At 52.1% G+C, this 20,868-nt stretch carries 18 protein-coding genes and 1 tRNA gene; 5 read left to right on the plus strand and 14 right to left on the minus strand.

Features of this window, described 5'->3' with window-relative positions:
* The 6 genes from AAY72_RS15655 to ycaC form a co-directional block, all read right to left on the minus strand.
* Positions 1–885: protein kinase (locus tag AAY72_RS15655; RefSeq protein ID WP_057788781.1), on the minus strand; the 885-nt coding region annotated here is incomplete at its 3' end.
* Between the two features lie 176 nt (positions 886–1,061).
* Positions 1,062–1,148, minus strand: a tRNA-Leu gene (locus tag AAY72_RS15660).
* Positions 1,149–1,618: 470 nt separating this feature from the next.
* Positions 1,619–2,320: a hypothetical protein gene (locus AAY72_RS15665; RefSeq protein WP_197408431.1), complete on the minus strand. Its 702-nt coding sequence runs from the start codon at positions 2,318–2,320 to the stop codon at positions 1,619–1,621.
* On the minus strand, positions 2,308–3,324 hold the full coding sequence (locus AAY72_RS15670) for a hypothetical protein (RefSeq protein ID WP_057788785.1): 1,017 nt from the start codon (positions 3,322–3,324) through the stop codon (positions 2,308–2,310). Before AAY72_RS15670 ends, AAY72_RS15665 begins: the two co-directional genes overlap by 13 nt.
* Positions 3,325–3,427: 103 nt before the next feature.
* On the minus strand, positions 3,428–3,991 hold the full coding sequence (locus AAY72_RS15675) for an antibiotic biosynthesis monooxygenase (RefSeq protein ID WP_057788786.1): 564 nt from the start codon (positions 3,989–3,991) through the stop codon (positions 3,428–3,430).
* Positions 3,992–4,034: 43 nt separating this feature from the next.
* Positions 4,035–4,661, minus strand: a complete 627-nt coding sequence (ycaC, locus tag AAY72_RS15680; RefSeq protein ID WP_057788789.1) for an isochorismate family cysteine hydrolase YcaC — start codon at positions 4,659–4,661, stop codon at positions 4,035–4,037.
* 142 nt (positions 4,662–4,803) lie between these two features.
* Here ycaC and AAY72_RS15685 point away from each other — a divergent pair, with 142 nt between their 5' ends.
* Positions 4,804–5,709 (plus strand): LysR family transcriptional regulator, encoded by a 906-nt coding sequence (locus AAY72_RS15685; RefSeq protein WP_057788791.1) that lies wholly within the window; start codon positions 4,804–4,806, stop codon positions 5,707–5,709.
* On the opposite strand, the gene AAY72_RS15690 is transcribed toward AAY72_RS15685, so the two are convergent.
* Genes AAY72_RS15690 through AAY72_RS15715 form a run of 6 tightly spaced genes read right to left on the minus strand, consistent with a single transcriptional unit; the run spans position 5,706 to position 12,853 of the window.
* On the minus strand, positions 5,706–7,037 hold the full coding sequence (locus tag AAY72_RS15690; RefSeq protein WP_197408432.1) for a PAS domain-containing sensor histidine kinase: 1,332 nt from the start codon (positions 7,035–7,037) through the stop codon (positions 5,706–5,708). The genes AAY72_RS15685 and AAY72_RS15690 overlap by 4 nt on opposite strands.
* Positions 7,034–8,356: a sigma-54 dependent transcriptional regulator gene (locus tag AAY72_RS15695; protein ID WP_057788793.1), complete on the minus strand. Its 1,323-nt coding sequence runs from the start codon at positions 8,354–8,356 to the stop codon at positions 7,034–7,036. Before AAY72_RS15695 ends, AAY72_RS15690 begins: the two co-directional genes overlap by 4 nt.
* A gap of 3 nt (positions 8,357–8,359) precedes the next feature.
* A complete protein-coding gene (locus tag AAY72_RS15700; protein ID WP_057788795.1) occupies positions 8,360–9,541 on the minus strand; it encodes an FtsX-like permease family protein in 1,182 nt (393 codons plus the stop codon).
* Positions 9,542–9,551: 10 nt separating this feature from the next.
* A complete protein-coding gene (locus AAY72_RS15705; RefSeq protein WP_057788797.1) occupies positions 9,552–10,859 on the minus strand; it encodes an ABC transporter permease in 1,308 nt (435 codons plus the stop codon).
* Positions 10,860–10,868: 9 nt separating this feature from the next.
* Positions 10,869–11,564, minus strand: coding sequence for an ABC transporter ATP-binding protein (locus AAY72_RS15710; protein WP_057788799.1), 696 nt, complete (start codon positions 11,562–11,564; stop codon positions 10,869–10,871).
* A gap of 14 nt (positions 11,565–11,578) precedes the next feature.
* Positions 11,579–12,853, minus strand: coding sequence for an efflux RND transporter periplasmic adaptor subunit (locus AAY72_RS15715; RefSeq protein WP_057788801.1), 1,275 nt, complete (start codon positions 12,851–12,853; stop codon positions 11,579–11,581).
* Positions 12,854–13,073: 220 nt separating this feature from the next.
* Here AAY72_RS15715 and AAY72_RS15720 point away from each other — a divergent pair, with 220 nt between their 5' ends.
* Positions 13,074–13,577 (plus strand): RDD family protein, encoded by a 504-nt coding sequence (locus AAY72_RS15720; protein ID WP_008985527.1) that lies wholly within the window; start codon positions 13,074–13,076, stop codon positions 13,575–13,577.
* Positions 13,578–13,607: 30 nt separating this feature from the next.
* Here AAY72_RS15720 and lptG read toward each other — a convergent pair whose 3' ends face one another.
* Together lptG and lptF are read right to left on the minus strand one after the other, a co-directional pair.
* Positions 13,608–14,675 carry an LPS export ABC transporter permease LptG gene (lptG, locus tag AAY72_RS15725; protein WP_057788803.1) on the minus strand — a complete coding sequence of 356 codons (1,068 nt, stop codon included), beginning with the start codon at positions 14,673–14,675 and terminating at the stop codon, positions 13,608–13,610.
* Between the two features lies 1 nt (position 14,676).
* Positions 14,677–15,780 carry an LPS export ABC transporter permease LptF gene (lptF, locus tag AAY72_RS15730; protein ID WP_057788805.1) on the minus strand — a complete coding sequence of 368 codons (1,104 nt, stop codon included), beginning with the start codon at positions 15,778–15,780 and terminating at the stop codon, positions 14,677–14,679.
* A gap of 230 nt (positions 15,781–16,010) precedes the next feature.
* Between lptF and pepA the strand changes: the two genes are divergently transcribed.
* The 3 genes from pepA to AAY72_RS15745 are packed head-to-tail and all read left to right on the plus strand — an operon-like array spanning position 16,011 to position 20,861.
* Complete coding sequence (gene pepA / locus AAY72_RS15735) at positions 16,011–17,519, plus strand: leucyl aminopeptidase (protein ID WP_008609119.1); 1,509 nt, start codon at positions 16,011–16,013, stop codon at positions 17,517–17,519.
* A complete protein-coding gene (locus tag AAY72_RS15740; protein ID WP_057788807.1) occupies positions 17,519–17,983 on the plus strand; it encodes a DNA polymerase III subunit chi in 465 nt (154 codons plus the stop codon). The genes pepA and AAY72_RS15740 overlap by 1 nt, the downstream gene beginning before the upstream one ends.
* Before the next feature lie 19 nt (positions 17,984–18,002).
* Positions 18,003–20,861 (plus strand): valine--tRNA ligase, encoded by a 2,859-nt coding sequence (locus tag AAY72_RS15745; RefSeq protein WP_057788809.1) that lies wholly within the window; start codon positions 18,003–18,005, stop codon positions 20,859–20,861.
* Positions 20,862–20,868 lie beyond the last annotated feature (7 nt).

Below are 20,868 nucleotides of genomic sequence, written 5' to 3' on the forward strand. Positions count from 1 at the left end.
CGGACAAACCGAAATACGCAAACGTCTAAATGGTTCTTTTTGCATAAGTTTATCAACTATTTCTGAGAGTCCAGAACTAACACCAAAAACTTGCAATTTATCAGGTGAATAGCTGCAAACACGTTCCAGTATTTCATCAACAAAGTTACTTCCATCTGTTGATTTAAAGGGGTTGATTCCCGTAAGCATCTCATAGACTATTACGCCAAGAGAAAACATGTCACTTTTAAAAGAAATATTTTGTTTTTCATTTTTTGCTTGTTCAGGACTTGCATATAGTGGGGTGCACGGACCACACAGAAAGTAACTATTAGTTACTCCTGCGGTTCCTTCCTCTCTGAGAATTCCGAGATCAATAATCACAAGCGAACCATCAGGTTTAATGAGAATATTGTCAGGCTTCAAATCACGGTGCACAAGTCGTTGAGGATGTGACCAAAGTTCACTTAGGGCTGTTACAGCATTTAATAGAAAATGGGTAACCATTTTTTCATCTGAAAAAGTCTGCATTTTTTCAGAGAGAGGTTCTGCATAAATACGTTCTTCAATGCTTACGAACCTAATAGGCTCTAACATCTCCTCAGTTCCAGGGTCTGCTGTTATTACTTCACTAAAATGTAAAACTGGGTATGAGCTATTGTTTATTTCTCTTAATACAGAAACTTCTTTTTGAACATATGAAATTGCGGCTCTTGACCCAGCTTCACTAATCTTAAGAACAACCTCGCCCCAGGAACTACACCCTTCCGGTTCTAATTCTGATTCCGCTATGAAACTTCCGAAATAAACAACTCTTTGTCCGGAACGTTTTGCCACATCCGATATTTCAAAGTTTGGGTACAATGATTTAACGAAGGTCCTCAGATCCTCTGAATCACTAAGCAAATTAGATTCCTTTTAGTACAGTAATTGTCCCTAAATTACCTGCATAGAAGAGTAACATCAAGTTAATGAGATATGAATTTAAGCGAAAATTGATTGGGTGTATAGTCACTAGCAGACTTAACTAAAGTTGATTCAAATATTTTTTAAAAAATTTTCTAAAAAAATAAGTCGATGATTGGTGCCTAGGGCCGGACTCGAACCGGCACGTTGTCGCCAACGGTGGATTTTGAATCCACTGCGTCTACCAATTTCGCCACCCAGGCATTTGAGAGGTCTTTTATCTTGTAACTAGTGCAGAAACAGGACTTTGCAAAACTTTGCATAACCGCTGCACTTTTAATAACTCAAGAATCGTAGACTATTCAGTGAGTTATGTCTACCACTATCTTAGACGCATTGCATTTTGAATCCACTGCGTCTACCAATTTCGCCACCCAGGCATTGAGAGGACTTTTTTTATCTGTCTCTAGTGTAGCTACAGACCTTTACAAAACTTTACAAGCTTTTTTACCAGCTCTTATTTCTTTAACTCTAAACTATTCAAAGAGTTAAGTCTACCTTTTGCGAAGACGCGTTGCATTTTGAATCCGCTGCGTCTACCGATTTCGCCACCCAGGCAGAGAGGAGTTGTTTGAGGTAAACGCCTGCATTATACGATGCCGCTTAGCAGGCGCAAGTGCTTTCTCGCCCCTTTTTCCGGCTGCCGGCGTCAACTGCTGAAAATAACAGCAACTCAGTTGGCGCTTTGCCATGCGGTTAACTGCTGCAGAATAAAGGCAATCGCCTCTGGTGATTGATAGGAGTCGTGTTTAGACGGTACTATCAGTTCAGCTTGTGCCTGCGGTAAGTGCGCGCTGTGGTAGCTGACCACACCATCATTCAGGCCGGGGCATACTAATGGAGTTTGGCAGCGCTTGGGTCTGTTATTGCCAATTACCGAATACACCGGCACCTGCGGCGGTAACTTACTTAGCTCCTGCAGCAGTGGGTGGCTGGGCGACAGCACCCGTACGCTATCTGGTCCCTGTGCTGACATATAAGGCCGCATTTCATCGGTCAGATAATGCATGCGCTCGTCTTGCCACAATCTGGAAAACACCTGATACATACTGCCGGGTAAGCGGATTAACGAGCTGGCAAGCCGGCCGGCCAGGCCACGTGCCTGATCACTGCCCTGATGTGGTGTATCAAGAAAAACGACAGCACTGACATATGGCTTTGGTGTTAGGAAAAAGATCTCCCGCAGGGGTTCTAAGGCCTGCTCCTCGAGCCTCAACTGTTCTGGTGCTACCTTAAAGGTGCGATCCCACAGAGCGTTACCACTATCTACCACCATAGTCCGGCTGATAATACCGCCCATGCTATGCCCAATCAGCCACATTTGCGCCAAAGCCGGTGCAGTAGCCGCTGAATTACTGGCAGCTAAGTTGTGCAACTCTGCCCGTAGCTGCTCCAGCTCACGGCGCAGCCGCATCGCGTTAAAAAAGGGGGCGGACCTGTTGGGTAAAAGGCATGCCAGATTTGATAACGTTTGGCTAACTGCGGATCGGCATAGATGGCCCAGCTTAAACGCCGCCAGATCAGCGGACTGGAATATAAACCGTGGATCATCAGGATCGGGATTTTATCGGTAACCAGCGGCTCTATCACGTAGATCCCAAGCTTACTCTCCACCTCAGCCGCACGCAGCAAACCGGTCAGTTCAAAGCGGTCAACTTGCGCCGCCTCGGCCAGCAACAAATAAGGTGTAGCCAAATCATAATGCACCGGATAACGCTGCTCGCCAAACTGCAACTCCTCAGCCTGAGTCATCACCCGCGCCTGCAGCCGCAGCACCGGTTGCACCGGGTTTCGAAAATCAAAGCCTGCCGGTAACACTGTCACAGCGCGAAAGATCCCTTCCGGCGGATACCAGCGATCCCGTCCCTGCCCCGTGTTCGGTCGCTGCCCAACCAGGCTGATGCCAAGCGCCTGCACCGCAGGAGCCTGCATTAAAGGGTCTTTAGCTTGCACATCAGCGGCCAACGTAAAGTGGGTCAGCGGTAAGCCGTCGTCTGACAAAACTTCTAACTGTAATGCCAGATAGGCGGGTTGCTGTGCAGCGGGCTGTAATGCCGCTCTGACCAGTGGTAATAAGGCGGCATTGTACAGCGCTATGGCCGCTTGCCGTTCGCTGTTGCTTAACGGTTGCGCCAGCCAGCGCTCAGCACAGGCCAATTGCAACAGATAGAGTTGACTACTTGGCGACTGGTCGCGCAGTGCCTGACAATAGCCAGCGATACTGGCAGCATCTTGCTGTTGTAAACTAATAAAGCGGTAAGCCAGTAAACTGGTTACCGGATCCAATGCCGGTGCCGCGGTTTGCTCAAGCTTGATAAAACGGGTGTTGCTGCAGCCAGCCAGGTGCAGCAAGATAACCAAAATAGCCAAATACCGCATGCTTTTCGTTGCTCAGCAGAAGTTCATCCACTAATCATGGCAGAAAAGTATCAGGCAGGGAAAGCCGGGCTGGCACAGCAGCCCGGAAAAACTCAAAGCACCTTCAGCGAAACAGCCATTTCGCCAACAGCGGCACTAATCTTGGCATGACGACATAAATCACCAGAGCGACAATAATGGCCGCAGAAAAGACGTGCCGCACGCCAAACCATTGTAAAAACGGCAGTAGCGCAAACAGCGGTTGTAACAGCAAGGGGACCAACATTGTTAGCACGGCAATCACCGCTGTGGTCAATAACCATTGTTTCCAGCGCACCGGATGTGGCGACTGCGGGTTGATCGGTTCAAACCAATAATCAATACCAGACAGAATTTGCACATTCTCCGGCACCGCCAGGCAGGGCTTGACCTGCTCAATTAAGGTGGTCCGCTCGGCAGAGCTTAACCAGCGCTCGGCATCCTGCTGGCTGGAAAAACGCACCGAAATACAATAACGCTGCTGACCGGCAGCCGGTTTTAACACCACTACTCCCTGGTGACCAGGAAAGCCCGCCGCAACCTGGATAATATGAGCAAGCCATTGCTCATACCGCTGCTGCTGGTCAATCCTGACCTGATGGTCAATGCCGACCGAGACGCCGGCCTTGCTGCTATGCTCAGTAGTCATGTTCTGGCTATCCCGGGGCCTGCCAGCGCAGGCCCGTTGCAGATTACTTATTGGCGGTCAGGGTCATGTAGCTGTTGATCAAATTGCGGTAATCCGGAATATGATTAGAGAACAACTGTCCCAAGCCCTCGATATCATTGCGCCAGTCACGGTGCAGTTCACAGGCGACACCAAACCAGGTCATCAGCTGGGCGCCAGCGGCTTCCATCCGTCGCCACGCCGAGTCGCGGGTCAGTTCGTTAAAGGTCCCGGAAGCATCTGTTACCACAAAGACATCAAAGTCTTCAGCCAGGGCAGACAGGGTCGGGAACGCAACACAGACTTCGGTGACAACCCCGGCGATAATCAGTTGCTTCTTACCGGTAGCTTTAATCGCCTGCACAAAGTCTTCATTATCCCAGGCATTGATCTGGCCCGGTCTGGCGATAAAGGGCGCTTTGGGAAAGATTTCTTTTAACTCTGGTACCAAAGGACCATTTGGCCCCTGCTCGAAGCTGGTGGTTAAAATGGTGGGCAATGCAAAATATTTGGCCAGATCGGCGAGTGCCAGTACATTGTTTTTAAAGCGGTCAGGATCAATATCTCTTACCAGTGACAGTAATCCGGTTTGGTGGTCGACTAAAATTACGGCCGCATCCGCTCTATTTAATCTTACATAGGGCTTGTTCATCGTCAGGTCTCCTGTTTCATCCGAACAAAAAGGCTGTTTGGCACAGCCGGTACTACCCGGTAAGCTTATAGCAAGCCAAGAATAGCAGTAGTCCATCAGAATGCGACACAGCGTTCCATTCTGAGAACGAAGGAAGGGATAAATGCAGGATTTAAACGATCTTTATTATTTTGCCAAAGTGGTCGAGCACGGTGGTTTTGCCGCCGCCGGGCGCGCTTTGGGGGTAGCGAAATCTAAATTAAGCCGGCGTTTGGCCCTACTCGAAGAGCGGCTGGGGGTACGGTTGTTACAGCGCTCTACCCGGCAGCTGACGCTGACCGACACCGGTAAACGCTATTATCTGCATTGTCAGGCAGTGCTGGTTGAAGCCGATGCCGCCCAGCAAACCATCGATGCGCTAAAGGCCGAGCCGGCAGGGGTGATTAGGTTAAGCTGCCCGGTGGGTTTGCTGCATTTTCATATCAGCCGGATGCTGGCTGACTTTATGACGCTATACCCGAAAGTCCAGATCCAGCTGGAGGCGACCAACCGTCGGGTCGATGTGATTGCCGAAGGCTTTGATTTAGCGCTGCGGGTCAGACCGCTGCCGCTGGAAGACAGCTCACTGGTCCTGAAAATCCTGTCCGACCGTGGCCAGTGTCTGGTTGCCGCCCCATCACTTTTGGCAAGCTTTGGCGAGCCGGATACGCCGCAGGCACTGTTAAGTTTACCGGCGCTAAGCCGCGCCCGGCCAGAGGAGCAGCATAGCTGGCAACTGCAACACCGTGATGGCCAGCAACTGCTGCTGCATTTTCAACCGCGCTTTGTCACCACTGATATGCTGGCGCTGAAAACGGCAGTCCTGGCCGGGGCGGGTATCGTCCAGCTACCGCAACTGATGCTATTGGCGGAATTGGCAAGTGGACAACTGGTACGTTTACTACCGGACTGGGAACCCAAACGCGAGGTGATCCATCTGGTATACCCGTCAAGACGCTGTTTGTTGCCTGCGGTGCGGGCCTTGATCGATTATCTGGCGGCGCAGTACCAGCTGATTAACGAAGACTAGATAGCCGGCAAACTAAAACGTACCAGCAAACCACCGGCGCTGTTCTGCAACTGCAAGTCGCCACCATGGGCCTGAATAATGTCGCGGCATAGCGTCAGGCCGATCCCCGAGCCACCGGTTTTGGTCGTATAAAAGGGCGTGAGTGCTTGTTGTAGCTGAGCTTCAGCCATACCACCGCCCTGATCCCGCAGTTCAAAGGTCAACCGCTCTGCAGTTTCATGCAACGTCAGGCTAATCTGCTCCGGTGGTGAGCCGCTTTCATGGGCATTTTTTAGCAAATTTAGCAATAACTGACTCAGCTGCGCCTGATCGGCCTGCCAGGGTCGCCGCGGTAACTCCCCTATTAACTCAAACTCATACTGATCCTGCAGCTCATTAATCAATTTGACAAAATTAATGGTCGCCAGCGTCGGTGGCGGTAATTTGGCAAACTGAATATAGGCCTGCAGGAACTGATTCAAACTCTGACAGCGTTCGCTGATGGTATTAAAAATATCGGATAACTCTGTCTGTTGCTGCCGCTCTGCCACAACCTTACCGGAAAATGCCAGCGACGATAGCGGCGCCAGCGTATTATTCAGCTCATGACTGATCACCCGCAGCAAGCTTTTCCAGGCGTTCAGCTCCTCACGGGCGATCTCACGGCTCAGCGGCTTCAATAAATACAGTCGGTGTTGCTGGTTATGTAGCTGAAACTGGCTTACCGCCAGATGCCAGACACTCTCCCGCTGGCCGCTTAATCTCAGCAAACCACTGTGCCTGGCCGTTACTGCGGCCAGCAACTCCGGAAAGCTGGCCAGTAATTGCGGTAAAGCCAGGCCGCTGATGTCCTTGCCGCCATGTAACAGTTGCCGCGCCGCCGGATTAGCTAACAATATCCGCTCGCGATCATCGGTCAGGATCAGCGGCCCCGGATTGCTCTGCACCAGCGTATCGAGCAAGAGCTCGCGCTGATACAGGCTATTACGTTGTAACCGTAGCTGTTCACTCATTTGCTGCAGTTGCGCCGCCAGCGGTTTTAATAAGCGTAATTGCTGCGGATTGGCACCGGTATTAAAGCTGCCATCCTGCAAATTCTGAGCATGTAAATTCAGCGCCGTTAGCTCTCGCTTCAGCGGCTGCAATTGCCAGCGCACCAGTAACATCAACAGCGGCAACAGTAACCACAGCGCAACTAGCAAGGTCTGGGCTAACGCCGGGTTTAACCACTGCCACTGTGCAGCCAGGCCCAGCAGCGCAGTTACCCCCAGCAAACCGAGCAGCAAAGCCAGATTCAACCGAACTACCGGCTGTTGCAAAGCCTGCTGCCAGTGCTGTCGCCGCATCATGGTAATTTAATCCGGTAAAATTCCAGCCGCCGGTAAAAGGCCTGCCGGCTTAACCCCAGCTGTTTGGCAGCGCGTGAGACGATACCGCCGGCCTGCTCCAGTGCCGCCAGCAAGCTGGCCTGATCGATATCATCCAGCGCTTTGCGGCCTGACACTTCAGCGGCAATACCAAGATCAGCGGCAGTAATTTGCTCGCTACTGGCCAACAGCGCCGCCCGTTGACAGACATTCTGTAGCTCACGCACATTGCCTGGCCAATCGTAATGTAACAGCGCCTGCTCGGCGTCAGCGCCCAGTGCCTTGTTGCCCGCTAAAAAGTGACGCGCCAGTGGCAATATGTCGTCTGGCCGCGCCTTTAATGGCGGCAATCTGAGCTCAACCACATTTAAACGGTAATACAGATCCTGGCGAAAGCTGCCGCGGCTAATTGCTTGTTGCAAATCGCTATTGGTCGCACTGATCACCCGCACATCAACCCGGCGCGTCTGGCTGGAGCCAAGCCGCTCAAATTCACCGCTTTGCAGCACCCGCAATAGTTTAATCTGGCCGGCCAACGGCAAGTTGCCAATTTCATCCAAAAACAAGGTGCCGCCATCGGCCGCTTCAAAACGCCCGACCCGGGTTTTGGTTAGGCCACTATAGGCACCGGCTTCGGCTCCGAACAGCTCAGCTTCCATCAGCTCCGCTGGCAGCGCGCCCATATTGACCTTCAGAAATGGCTGTTTACTGCGACTGGAATTGGCATGCAGCACGCTGGCGATACCCTCTTTGCCGGCACCATTCGGGCCGGTGATCAGTACCGCCGCTTGTGACGGCGCCAGTTGCAGCGTCATTTGCAGCAGCTGTTGCATCTGGCGGCTGGCAAACACCAAACCACAGAGATCTTTACCGGCAAACAGGTTTTGCTGTTGTTGCTGCGCCAGTTGCTGTTGCTGCTGCAGTTGCGCCAGCCTGACGGCATTAGCAACAGTCAGCAACAGACGCTGGTCATCCCAGGGCTTGGCGATATAGTCCACCGCACCGGCTTTTATCAGCTCCACCACCATACTGAGCTGGGTCCAGGAAGTCATCAGAATAATCGGTAGCGCCGGAAACTGCTGGCGGATCTGATAAAACAACGCCCGTCCCTGTTCGCCATCACTGACGCCGGCGGCAAAATTCATATCCTGCAGCAGTAAGTCTGGTTTGGCACTGGCTAATAGCGTCAGCGCTTCAGCCGGTGTTGCCGCCAGCAATACCTGATAGCCGTGCAGGCTAAACAGCGTTTGCAGGGCGCCGCCAATAGCGGGATTATCGTCAAGTACCAGTATTTTTATCATTTATTATAAGGTCTTGGTTGCCGTAGCCGGAGAGACCCGGGTTGCCAGACGCGCAGGATACCATGTTGCCAAACTGACACAAAGTAGTAACAACAGCACCGTCAATGGCAACAGATACCACGGCAGCGCTGGCATACTCAGTACCTTAGATAGCTGTTGTTGCAGTAATAGCGCTAACAGCACACCAGCCGCCGCGCCGGTTAGCGTAGTCAGCCAGCTCTCCGTTAATACCTCCAGCATAATCCGCGGCCGGCTGGCACCCAGTGCCCGTTTAATGCCAATTTCTTTTTGCTGCTGTACCCCATGAAACAGCGCATGGCTATAGGCTGAAATCATGGCTACCAGTAACATCAGTGCACTTAGTACCGCCAGCAGCGTCGCCAGCCCGCTTTCACTACGAAATAGCGTTTGGTGTAATTCCCGGAAACTCTGAATAGTACCGATATCGGTTTCCAGCTCTACCCCTCTCAGCACCTGAGGTAGCTGCTGGCGCACCTGTTCCAGTTGACCTGGGGCCGTTTTTACCAGTAACTGATAACCATAATCGGCGCCCGGCAAACTGTAGTAACTATAGCTGGCATAATACTGATCATCAGCATAACGCTGCATAAACACATCTGCGACCACCCCGACCACAGTACCGCGGCTCACAGCTTGCCCAACCGGACTTTGCTCACCGAACAAGCGTTTCGCCAGTTTGTCACTGATCACCAGAGCATCGGTACCCTGATCGGTTTCTTCCAGCCAACGCCCCTGCAGCAATGGTAAGTCCAGCACTTCTTTTACTGCGATACCGTTAATTTGCACCGGTACCATACCGACATCTGTTGTGTCTTGCCGCTCCGGCACAAAGATATTGCCATTCATCCCGCCAAATACTAGCGGGCTCTGATTGCTCCAGCTTACGGCAACCACTCCCGGCATACTTTGCACCGCTGCCAGTTGCCGGCTGATTAATTCATCCAGGGCCGGCTGTTGCCGCAGCTCAGGCAAGGTAGGCTTTAACGGCACCCGCAACAGCTGATCTAACTGCAGGCCAGTATCCTGATTAGCCAGTTGCCGTGCTTGCCAGGCCAAGACCGCACTATTGGTTAGTAAGGCAAGGGTTAAGGCCAGCTGCACCAATAATAGGGCGGTAATCACTTTGCGTCTTAATAACGACTTCAGTAATAAAGAAAAGCTCATCAGCGACTCCTCAGGCTTTTAGTTGCTGATTCAGCGGGCTGTAAGAAGCGCGCCAGGCAGGGTAAAGTGTAACCAGATAACTCGACAGCACCGCCACGGCTAACATCGCCAGCAGCAGCGAGGGTTGCCAGTTGGTCAGCGCCGAGGTAGCCGGTAATAACTGATTGATCAGTAGCAACATCAGGACTGCGAACAGCAGTGCCAACACAAAAGCTAACAGACCATTAACCAGTACATCGGTCAGCAACTGGCTTTGTAGCTGTAAGCGGCTGGCACCCAAGGCCCGGCGTAAACTAAACTCAAATTGACTGGCCAGATAACGGTTTAACGACAAATGGCTGGCATTAAACAGACACACCAGTAAAAACAATAACGACACGACGGCAAAGGCATCCAACTGCCGATTACGGGCATTAAAGGCTTCTGCAATCTCGAGGATATTGTGGAGTTTATTGGCGCTGGGGCGAGGATGACGGCCAGCCTCTTTCTCACTGGCAACCAGATTATCCATAAACTGCTGATAGGCTTTTACCTGCTCCGGAGTATCCAGCTGCACCCAAAACTGTGCCTGGTAGTACTCGCCTTGCCGGCCGGTTTGCGCAAAATTCTGGTTGTAATCCAGATCATCGCGGATCTGGGTTGTGGTATTCGATTTCAACGCTAAATCATAGGCCGTCTCCCAGGGTAAATAGATCTCTTCTACCTCACTGGTCGCCAGGCCGTTATTCACATCGTATAATCGCGGCAGCATCTGCCAGTTATCCAATACCCCAACAATAGTAAATAACTCACCATCCAATAGTAAACGCTCACCCAACACCTGCGTACGGCCAAAAAATTTTAACGCAGCGTTAGCGTGTAATATCAGCTCCATGCGGGCACTGTTATCAGCCCAGGTTTGACCATGCAAAAAAGGCGCATTAAACAAGCTAAAAAAATCGCGCTGAGTGACCCGAATCGTTACCGGTGTCGGGCCATTCGTCGTGTCAGGTAAACGGGCGTAGCCGGCACTTTGAAACATCGCGGCCTGCGCACTAGGGATCCCTGAGCTACTAAGCTTTTCAACTAATTGATAATTATGAATACGCATCGGTTCAACACAGGTATCACAAGCTTGTTGTACCGCATTAATCCTTGGGAAGAATAAGGTCTGGCTTTTCTCCGGCAAAGGATCGCGGTTCATCCAGTAATATAGCGTTGCGTTACTGAAAAACACGCCCAGACCAATACTTAAAATCATCAGCGTCAACGCGTAAGGCAGCGGTGCCCTTTTGATATTGTGCAGCGACAGCCGCAAATAGTAGCTAAAGTTTTGCATTGGATCCCCTTACTGATTGACAGCCAGCGGTTGATAGACGGTGGCTTCGCTTAGCATGCCATCGACAATTTGCACATGCCGGCCGGCGCGACGTGCCTGCTCGGGATCATGGGTCACCATTAAAATGGTACAGCCTTCACGGTTAAGCTGCTCCAGCAATTCCATCACCTGGCGGGCCATTAACGAATCCAGATTACCAGTGGGTTCGTCGGCCAGCAGAATGCGGGGAGAACCGGCAAGGGCCCTGGCAATTGCTACCCGCTGCTGCTGACCACCAGATAATTGCCCCGGAAGATAGCTGCGCCGCCCGGCCAGCCCGACGCGCTCCAGTGCCTGCTCTACGCGCTGTTTACGCTCGGCACTGCTAAAACCACGATAGCGCAGTGGCAGCTCAATATTGTCGTAGATGCTGAAATCTTTGATTAAATTAAAGCTCTGAAAAATAAAGCCGATTTTTTCATTACGTAGCGCCGACAATGCCCGGTCTGACAGGCCTTGCACCGCCTGACCATCGAGCAGATAATCGCCACTGTCGAAGCTTTCCAGGGTACCCAGAATATTCAACAGCGTGGATTTGCCTGAACCGGACGGACCGGTCAGGGCGACAAATTCACCTTCGCTGACGTTTAAGTGAATGTCGCGCAGCGCCTGGGTTTCAATCAGTTCAGTGCGAAAAGCTTTATTTAAGTTATTAATTTTTATCATGGTTTGGTCCTGACTTAATTTAAATTAACGCGAGCCTGGTCTTTGAATTCGCTCAGGTTAGAAATCACCCACTGCTCGCCCTCGCTGGCACCGCTAAGAATTTCTACCCACTGCACTGATAAGGCGCCCAACTCAACCGGTTTTTTCACCGCCTGCCCCTGCACCAATTGATAGGCCACCTTGCCACCGCCGGAAGCAACAAAATCACCACGGGGAATTTTCAGCACATTCTGTTTTTCTTCCAGAATCACCCGCGCCGTCAGACGCTGACTCTGGCGCAAACTCTGGGCGTCGTTATCAGCAAAACGTACCCTGGCACTGACCTGATTGTTGCGTACTTCCGGCGCCACTGAGCTGATCTGGCCCGGCAACTGTTGATTACCCACCGTGATCTCCACTGTCATGCCGGGCACTAACTCACGGGCGTAGCTCTCAGGTACCTGCAATTCTGCTTCATAACGGGTTAAATCAATTACGGTAAGTAACATCTGGCCGGCCAGCACATGACTTTGCTGCTCGACCAGCCAATTACCCAATTGACCGGTAACCGGGGCTTTAATATCGAGTGCCTGTAACTTACGTGCCAGCTCGGTCACTACCAGATTCTGACGTTGAATATCCTGCTGCCGGGATTTTTGTTCAAAAGCCAGTTTATCTTTTGCCAACGCAACCTTGCGCTCGGCATGGGCGAACTCCAGCTCAGTCTGGGTTAACCTGTCCTGCGCCACGTCAAAATCCAGTTTGCGGATCACGCCTAGATCGATCGACTGCTGCGCCCGTTGCAGTTCACGCCGGGCTGCCAGCAAATTGACCTGAGCCGTATTTAAGATTTGCTCCATATCCAGTTGTTGCTCGCGAGCCTGCAAGGACGCGCGCTCAGCATCGGATTGTAAGGAGCTTAACACCGCCTGTTGCTGCTGAAATTCGCTCAACAACGCCGGGCTGCTGATCCGTGCTAGTAACTCCCCAACCTGCACTGATTCGCCGGGCTGTTTAAAAAATTCAATTTGTCCGGCTTCCTGGCTGTAAAGTGTCGGCGCATTGGCAGCAACAATCCGGCCTTGTGCTGCGATATCCCGCACCAGGGCACCGCGCTCCACAGTCGCAATTTGTACTTGCTGACGCGGGATCACCAAAGAGGCATAGCCACTGCTTTGTTGCCAAATCAGTAAAGTGGCGAGCGCGATACTGGCCGGCAGCAGAGCCCACAGCAATTGCTTTTTCCGGTTTGGTGTTTTGCTCAGTAGCCTATCCTGACTGGCGGTACTCTGAATTGAAACTGGCTGCATTCTATTTGTCCGTGCTGAAAGTTTGCGGTAACTCATTTCCTATAGCAATTTTAATGCCAAAACTTATGCTATTGTTTTTATTGAATTTAAAAGCGAAGCAGTAGCTTTTAAAGTGTCCGCGGACAGTACGATTGTCCGCGAGGCATGGTGCGGACAGCCGGCCAGCTGGGCGCTGGGGGCACTGCATGCTAAACTAGCGGCAATTCTCACAGGAGCGGTTATGTATCAGGATGCCCCACGGGCTGGCTTTGCACGACGCTTAGCGGCCATTATTTATGATGTGTTAATTCTCTGTGCGCTGATTATGCTGGCTGCAGGACTCGCCATGCTGTTAGTCCAGCTTCTGGTATGGAGTTCGGTGATCACGCTGTTACCCGGGCAGGACATCGCCGGTTATATCACCAGTAGCTGGCGTCGGTGGGTGTATTTTACCTATCTGCTTAGCGTTATCTTCGGCTTTTATGTCTACTTTTGGTGTAAAGCAGGCCAAACGCTGGGGATGCGGGCCTGGCGCTTACTGGTCGTCAGTCAAAGCGGACAACCCTTAACCGCAATACAGGCATTGGCCAGAGCCATACTGGCGATTGGCAGCCTTGGTAATATCTGGCTTTGGTTGCGCTGGGGCAAGGGGCTGGCATTGCAGGATCAACTGACCAACAGTCAGATGATTGTGCTTAGTAAAGAGCAAAGCAAGGTGCTGAATTTACATAAAACAGCCCGCTAAAGCGGGCTGAGTAAGGTTCGGTACGTACACCTAGATTTTTCGCCGCATAAAGTACAGCGAAATAGCAATAAACAGCAGGCTGGGTACAGCAGCACCAGCTAATGGCGGCAACTGATACACCAGCGCCAGCGGCCCGAATACCTCGTTACTCATATAAAAGCCAAAACCAGTCAGAATGCCCAGCAATACTCTGGCCGCCATGGTTACGCTACGGAGCGGGCCAAAGATAAACGACAAGGCTAACAGCAGCATCGCCGCCACTGTCACCGGCTGCAGGACTTTGCGCCAGTACGCCAGCTCATAGCGACTGGCTTCCTGGCCATTCTGCTGTAAATATTCGACATAATCGCTCAGCCCACGCAGTGACAGCATTTCAGGTTTGATGCTGACCACGCTCAGTTTGTCTGGTGTCAGAGTAGAACGCCAGGGCTGACTGGGCAGGCGCTGCTGTGAAATTTGCTCCTCACCGAAGGTCAGCTCAGTAACCTGTTGCAGGCGCCAGGCATCATCAAAATACTGTGCTGTTTCCGCCCGCACCACTTTTGCCAGTGCCAGATCGGCCTGAAAATGATAGATGATGACATCTTTCAGGTTACCGAGGTCATCCACTTCTTTGATATTAACAAAGCTGTCACCATCTTTGGCCCAGACGCCCTGGCGCGCAGCAAATACATTACCATCAGAAATCGCTTTAATTCTCAGCTCCCGCGCCGCACGGTCAGTAATGGGTGCGCCCCACTCTGCCACTGCCATCATCACCAGCACCATCAGCACTGCTGATTTCATTACCGAATTGATAATATTCAGCCGTGATAGGCCGGCAGCCTGCATCACCACCAGCTCGCTGCTACTGGCCAGCATGCCAAGACCAATCAAACCACCGATCAGCGCTGCCATGGGGAAAAACATGACCAGATCGCCCGGAACACTGTACAAGGTGAACAACGCCGCATGTACCATATCGTAATATCCGCGGCCGATAGAGCGCATTTGATCGATAAAACGGAACATTGACGATAAGGCTAACAGCACGCTTAACGTCAGTAAGGTTGTCGTAAGAATGGTGCGGCCAATATAGAGGTCTAGTATTTTTAACATCTTAACGCCCCGCTACCCAGGCCCGGATTTTTTGCGCCCCTTCTCGGCTACGCAAAATCAACAAGCTACCAAGTAATAAACCCGCGCCATGCAGCCACCACATGCCCCATTGCGCCGGGATCTTGCCATCTTCTAACGCTGAGCGGGCGATAATCAGTAGAGCGTAATAACCCAGATACAGTAGTAATGCCGGTAATAAGCGGCCAAATTTGCCCTGCCGTGGATTAACCCGGCTCAATGGCACCGCTATCAACGTTAGGATCGGTATCGATAACGGAATCGCGATCCGCCAGTGCCACTCGGCGATGGCTTCATTACTGCTTTCCTGCAGCAACGCAGGTGTACTCAGACTGGACAGTTTGCGCCGGCGCTGCTCCACTTCCTGTTCACGGATCTGAATTTGGTAACGGTCAAACTCTATTACCTCATAAGCCGGTGACTGGCCATCGCCGGCATAACGACGGCCCTGCTCCAGTGTCAGCAACTGGGCTCCGGTTTGCGGATCTTCATAGACAGCACCAGCCGAAGCGTAGACGATTGCCTGCTCATTACTGCCTTCTTTGTCACTGTTTTGCGCGACGAACACCCGGGCCAACTGATTACCGGAACGGCTGACATCCTGCACAAAAATCACCGCTTTTTCATTCGAGGTATGCTGAAAACGGCCGGGGATCAGCGAAAACAAACCGGCATCCGACTCTGCCCGCTCCAGCAGCTGATACTCGCGTTCGGTAGCCCAGGGGCTAAAATACAGAGTGACGCTGCCGGCCAGGATTGCCATCAAGACTGACAGCAGTAGCGTGAGCCGGGTCACATACCATTCGCTGACGCCGGTAGCATGCAACACGGTCATTTCGCTGTCGGCATAAATACGGCCATAGGCCACTAAAATGCCCAAAAATGCACTTAGCGGTAAAATAATGACCGCCAGTTGTGGCAGCTTCAGTGCAACAATACTCATCACTAGCTGACCGGGAATTTCGCCTTCAGAGGCATCGGCCAGAATTTTTACAAAGCGTTGACTGATAATAATAGTGGTCAGAATAACAAAGACAGCTAACTGAGCGCGAAAGACTTCACCAATCAGATAACGAAAAATAATCAAAAATGCCCCCTAAAAACCTGTCTTTTCTCTGGAAAGCTGGTGATTTTTCAGTAAACTTGGTATTTATACACTTTATTATCAGCGAAAGCCGGCTTAAATCCGAATTTTTTTAAGTAAAGCCGGTAAAATTCCACCAAGGTAAGCTAGCGCTGCCGTGCGCGATACGCCCGCACATCACCGGGTACTGTCTGCGCCAATAGTAGCACAGTCTCTTAGAATCAGGAGTAAACATGGAGTTCAGCGTTAAAAGCGGAAGTCCGGAAAAACAACGCAGTGCCTGCATTGTGGTCGGTGTGTACGAGCCACGCCGGCTGTCCGCCGTAGCCGAGCAACTGGATAAAATCAGTGAGGGCTATATCAGTAACTTATTACGCCGCGGCGATCTGGAAGGCAAACCAGGCCAGATGCTGTTACTGCACCATGTGCCCAATGTTTTAAGTGAGCGTGTATTATTGGTTGGTTGTGGCAAAGAGCGCGAATTAGATGAGCGCCAATACCGTCAGATCATCGCCAAAACCATTAGCACCCTGAACGAAACCGGCTCGATGGAAGCGGTATGCTTTTTATCCGAGCTGCATGTTAAAGGCCGCGATACCTACTGGAAAGTGCGCCATGCGGTGGAAACCACCCAGGATTGCCTCTACGTCTTTGATAAGCTGAAAAGCAAAAAGGACGAAACCCGCCGCCCGCTGCGTAAAATTGTGTTTAATGTGCCGACCCGCCGCGATCTGACCATTGGCGAGCGCGCAGTGGAACATGGTTTAGCTATCGCCGCCGGTATTAAACAGTGTAAAGATGTTGGGAATATGCCGCCGAATATCTGTACCCCGGCCTATCTGGCCGAACAGGCGTCAGCACTGAGCAAGTTATCGGACAAGGTCAGCGTTGAAGTATTGGGCGTAGCCGAAATGTCAGCTCTGGGCATGAACTCCTACCTGGCGGTTGGCCGCGGTTCAGTGAATGAACCGAAAATGTCGGTGATCAAATATCAGGGCGCGGCCGATAACAGCGCGCCGGTGGTACTGGTTGGTAAGGGTCTGACCTTCGACTCCGGCGGTATCAGCCTGAAACCGGGCGATGGCATGGATGAGATGAAGTTTGATATGTGTGGTGCCGCCTCAGTGCTGGGTACCATGCAGGCAGTGATTAACCTGCAGTTACCGGTAAATATCGTCGCGGTGCTGGCAGCAGCAGAAAATATGCCAGATGCCAACGCTTACCGGCCAGGTGATATCCTGACCACCATGTCAGGCCAAACCGTCGAAGTGCTGAATACCGATGCCGAAGGCCGGCTGGTGCTATGCGATGCGCTGACCTATGTCGAACGCTTTGACCCTGAGCTGGTGATTGATGTGGCGACCCTGACCGGTGCCTGCGTGATTGCACTGGGTAAACATGCCTCTGGCCTGCTGAGTAACCATAACCCATTGGCGCATGAGCTGTTGAACGCTTCAGAGCAAAGCGGTGATCGCGCCTGGCGCCTGCCGCTGTGGGATGAGTATCAGGATCAGCTGGAGAGCCCGTTTGCTGACTTTAGCAACCTGGGTGGCCGCGCTGCCGGTACCATTACTGCCGCTTGCTTTCTGTCACGCTTTACCCGCAAGTATCACTGGGCACACCTGGATATCGCCGGTACCGCCTGGCGCAGTGGGGGTAAAGACAAAGGTTCAACCGGCCGGCCGGTCGCATTGCTGACCCAGTTCCTGATCAATCGTACTGGTCAGCAGCAGGATCACTGATGCTGGTTACCTTCTATGTGCTGGCTGAGCAAAGTGCTGTAGCCAGTACCGGTTCCCAAGCTAATGAGCTGACGCCTGCGCCAGCTCATTTTGCTTTAGCCTGCCAGCTTTGTGCCCAGCTGTACCGCGCCAAACAACGGGTTTTCGTATATACTGCCGACCAGCAAAGTGCCGAGCTGCTGGACGAGTTGTTATGGCAATTTGAACCCGACAGCTTTGTGCCACATAACCTGGCCGGCGAAGGTCCACAACGCGGCGCGCCGGTAGAAATTGGCTGGCAGGCGCCAAAAACCAGCCGCCAGGTGTTAATTAACCTGGCCGACCAGGTGCCGGATTTTGCCCGGCGCTTTAACCAGATCATTGAATTTGTGCCCGCCGAGCCAACGCTAAAAGCGCAGGCGCGGGAACGCTACAAGCAGTATCGACAGGCGGGCATTCTGCCGGAAACGATTACTGCCGACTGAATTTACAGGTATCACTCAGATGGAAAAAACCTTTAACCCCAGTGAAATAGAACAGGCGATGTATCAGGCCTGGGAAAGCAAGGGCTATTTTAAACCGAACGGCGACAACCGGCCGGGTAATAACTACTGCATTATGATCCCGCCGCCAAATGTTACCGGTAGCCTGCATATGGGGCATGCATTCCAGCAAACCATTATGGATGCGCTCACCCGCTATCAGCGGATGCAGGGTAAAAATGCGCTGTGGCAAGTTGGTACTGACCACGCCGGTATCGCCACCCAGATGGTAGTAGAGCGTAAACTGGCGCAGGAAGGTCTGCCCGGCCGCGCCGAGCTTGGCCGCGACAAATTTATTGAAAAGGTTTGGCAATGGAAGGCTGAATCCGGCGGTACCATTACCTCGCAAATGCGCCGCCTGGGTAACTCGGTCGATTGGGACCGTGAACGCTTTACCATGGATGCCGGCCTGTCGAATGCCGTGCAGGAAGTCTTTGTCCGGCTGTATGAAGATGATTTGATTTACCGCGGCAAACGCCTGGTAAACTGGGATCCGAAACTGCATACCGCGATTTCGGATCTGGAAGTCGAGAACAAAGAGCAAAAGGGCCAGTTCTGGCACCTGCGTTATCCGCTCGCCGATGGCGTAAAAACTGCTGATGGTAAAGACTATCTGGTGGTGGCAACTACCCGCCCGGAAACCATGCTCGGTGACAGCGCCGTTGCGGTAAACCCGGATGACGAGCGCTATAAAGATCTGATTGGCAAAGCCATACTGTTACCCCTTGCCAACCGCCGCATCCCGATTATCGCTGACGAGCATGCCGACATGACCAAAGGCAGCGGCTGCGTCAAGATCACGCCGGCGCATGACTTTAATGACTACGAAGTTGGTAAACGTCATCAGTTGCCGCTGATTAATGTGATGACCCCGGATGCGACTATCCGTCAGAGCGCGGACTGCTACCATATTAATGGCCAGCCGAATACCGAACTGCAGATTGCCATCCCGGCTGAATATCAGGGCCTGGACCGCTATGAAGCCCGCAAAGCCATCGTTGCCGCCTTTGATGCCGCCGGCTTACTGGAAAAAATTGAAGAGGTCAACAACACCCTGCCTTATGGTGATCGCAGCGGCGTGGTAATTGAGCCGATGCTGACTGATCAGTGGTATGTGCGGGTTGCGCCACTGGCGAAAACGGCGACCGAAGCGGTAGAAAACGGCGATATTCAGTTTGTGCCAAAACAATACGAGAATATGTACTACAGCTGGATGCGTGATATTCAGGATTGGTGTATCTCGCGTCAGCTGTGGTGGGGCCACCGCATTCCAGCCTGGTATGATGCCGACGGCGGGGTTTATGTCGGTCGTAGCGAAGCTGAGGTGCGCAGCAAATATCAGCTGGCAGCTAGCGTCAGCCTGAGTCAGGACAACGACGTGCTGGACACCTGGTTTAGTTCGGCGCTGTGGACCTTCTCGACGCTGGGTTGGCCAGAGCAAACCGAAGACTTAAAGAACTTCCATCCTACCGATGTGTTAGTGACCGGCTTCGACATTATTTTCTTCTGGGTTGCCCGGATGATCATGATGACCATGCACTTTATTAAAGATGCCGATGGTAAGCCGCAAGTGCCCTTTAAGACGGTTTATGTCACCGGCCTGATCCGGGATGAAAACGGCGATAAGATGTCAAAATCCAAGGGTAATGTGATTGACCCGCTGGATATGATTGACGGCATTACGCTGGACGCACTGCTGGAAAAACGCACTGCCAATATGATGCAGCCGCAGCTGGCAAAGAAAATTGCCGACCGTACCAGCAAGCAGTTCCCGGAGGGTATTCCGGCCAGCGGCACCGATGCGGTGCGTTTTACGCTGGCAGCGCTTGCGTCTACCGGGCGTGATATCAACTGGGATATGAAGCGCTTAGAAGGCTACCGTAACTTCTGCAATAAACTGTGGAATGCCAGCCGCTATGTGTTGATGAATACCGAAGGTCAGGACTGCGGCTTTAACAGCAACGATAAGGTGCTGTCACTGGCTGATAAATGGATCCTGGCACAATACCAGCAAACGGTAAAACAAGTACGGCATTACTTCGACAGCTATCGCTTTGACCTAGCTGCTACTGCACTGTATGAGTTTACCTGGAACCAGTTCTGTGACTGGTATCTGGAGCTGACCAAGCCGGTGTTGTTCAAAGGCTCTGAAGCAGAGCAGCGCGGCACCCGCCATACGCTGATCACCGTGCTGGAAAGCTTGTTACGCCTGATGCATCCGATTATGCCTTATATCACGGAAAGTATCTGGCAAGCCGTTAAGCCACTGGCCGGTATTAACAGCGACAGCATTATGCTGGCCGCCTATCCGGTTTATCAGGCCGAGCTGGTGGATGAGACGGCGCAGGCTGATCTGGAATGGTTAAAAGCCGTGATCACCGCTATCCGTAACGTGCGTGGCGAAATGAATATTGCGCCATCTAAGCCATTAACGGTATTGCTGCGTAATCTGAATGCAGAAGAGCTGCGCCGACTGGAGCAAAACCGTAACTTCCTGCTGGTAATGGCGAAACTGGACAGCCTGGAGGTATTGGCTACTGACGCTAAAGCGCCAGCCAGCGCCACTCAGCTGATTGGCAGCATGGACCTGCTGATCCCAATGGCCGGTTTAATTGATAAAGCAGCAGAACTTGGCCGTATTGCTAAGCAACTGGAAAAAACCCAGCAAGAATTATCCCGGGTTGCCGCTAAGCTGAATAACGAAGGCTTTGTTGCCAAGGCACCGGAAGCAGTGCTGGAGAAGGAACGCGCCAAACTGGCGGAACTGGAGCAGGCAGTAAGCAAACTGCAGGCGCAGCATACCGAAATCGCCGCCCTCTGATCAGCAG

Origin of the sequence: Alishewanella sp. WH16-1 (assembly GCF_001441695.1) — a bacterium.
In the GTDB taxonomy this organism is placed as follows: Bacteria; Pseudomonadota; Gammaproteobacteria; order Enterobacterales; family Alteromonadaceae; genus Alishewanella; species Alishewanella agri.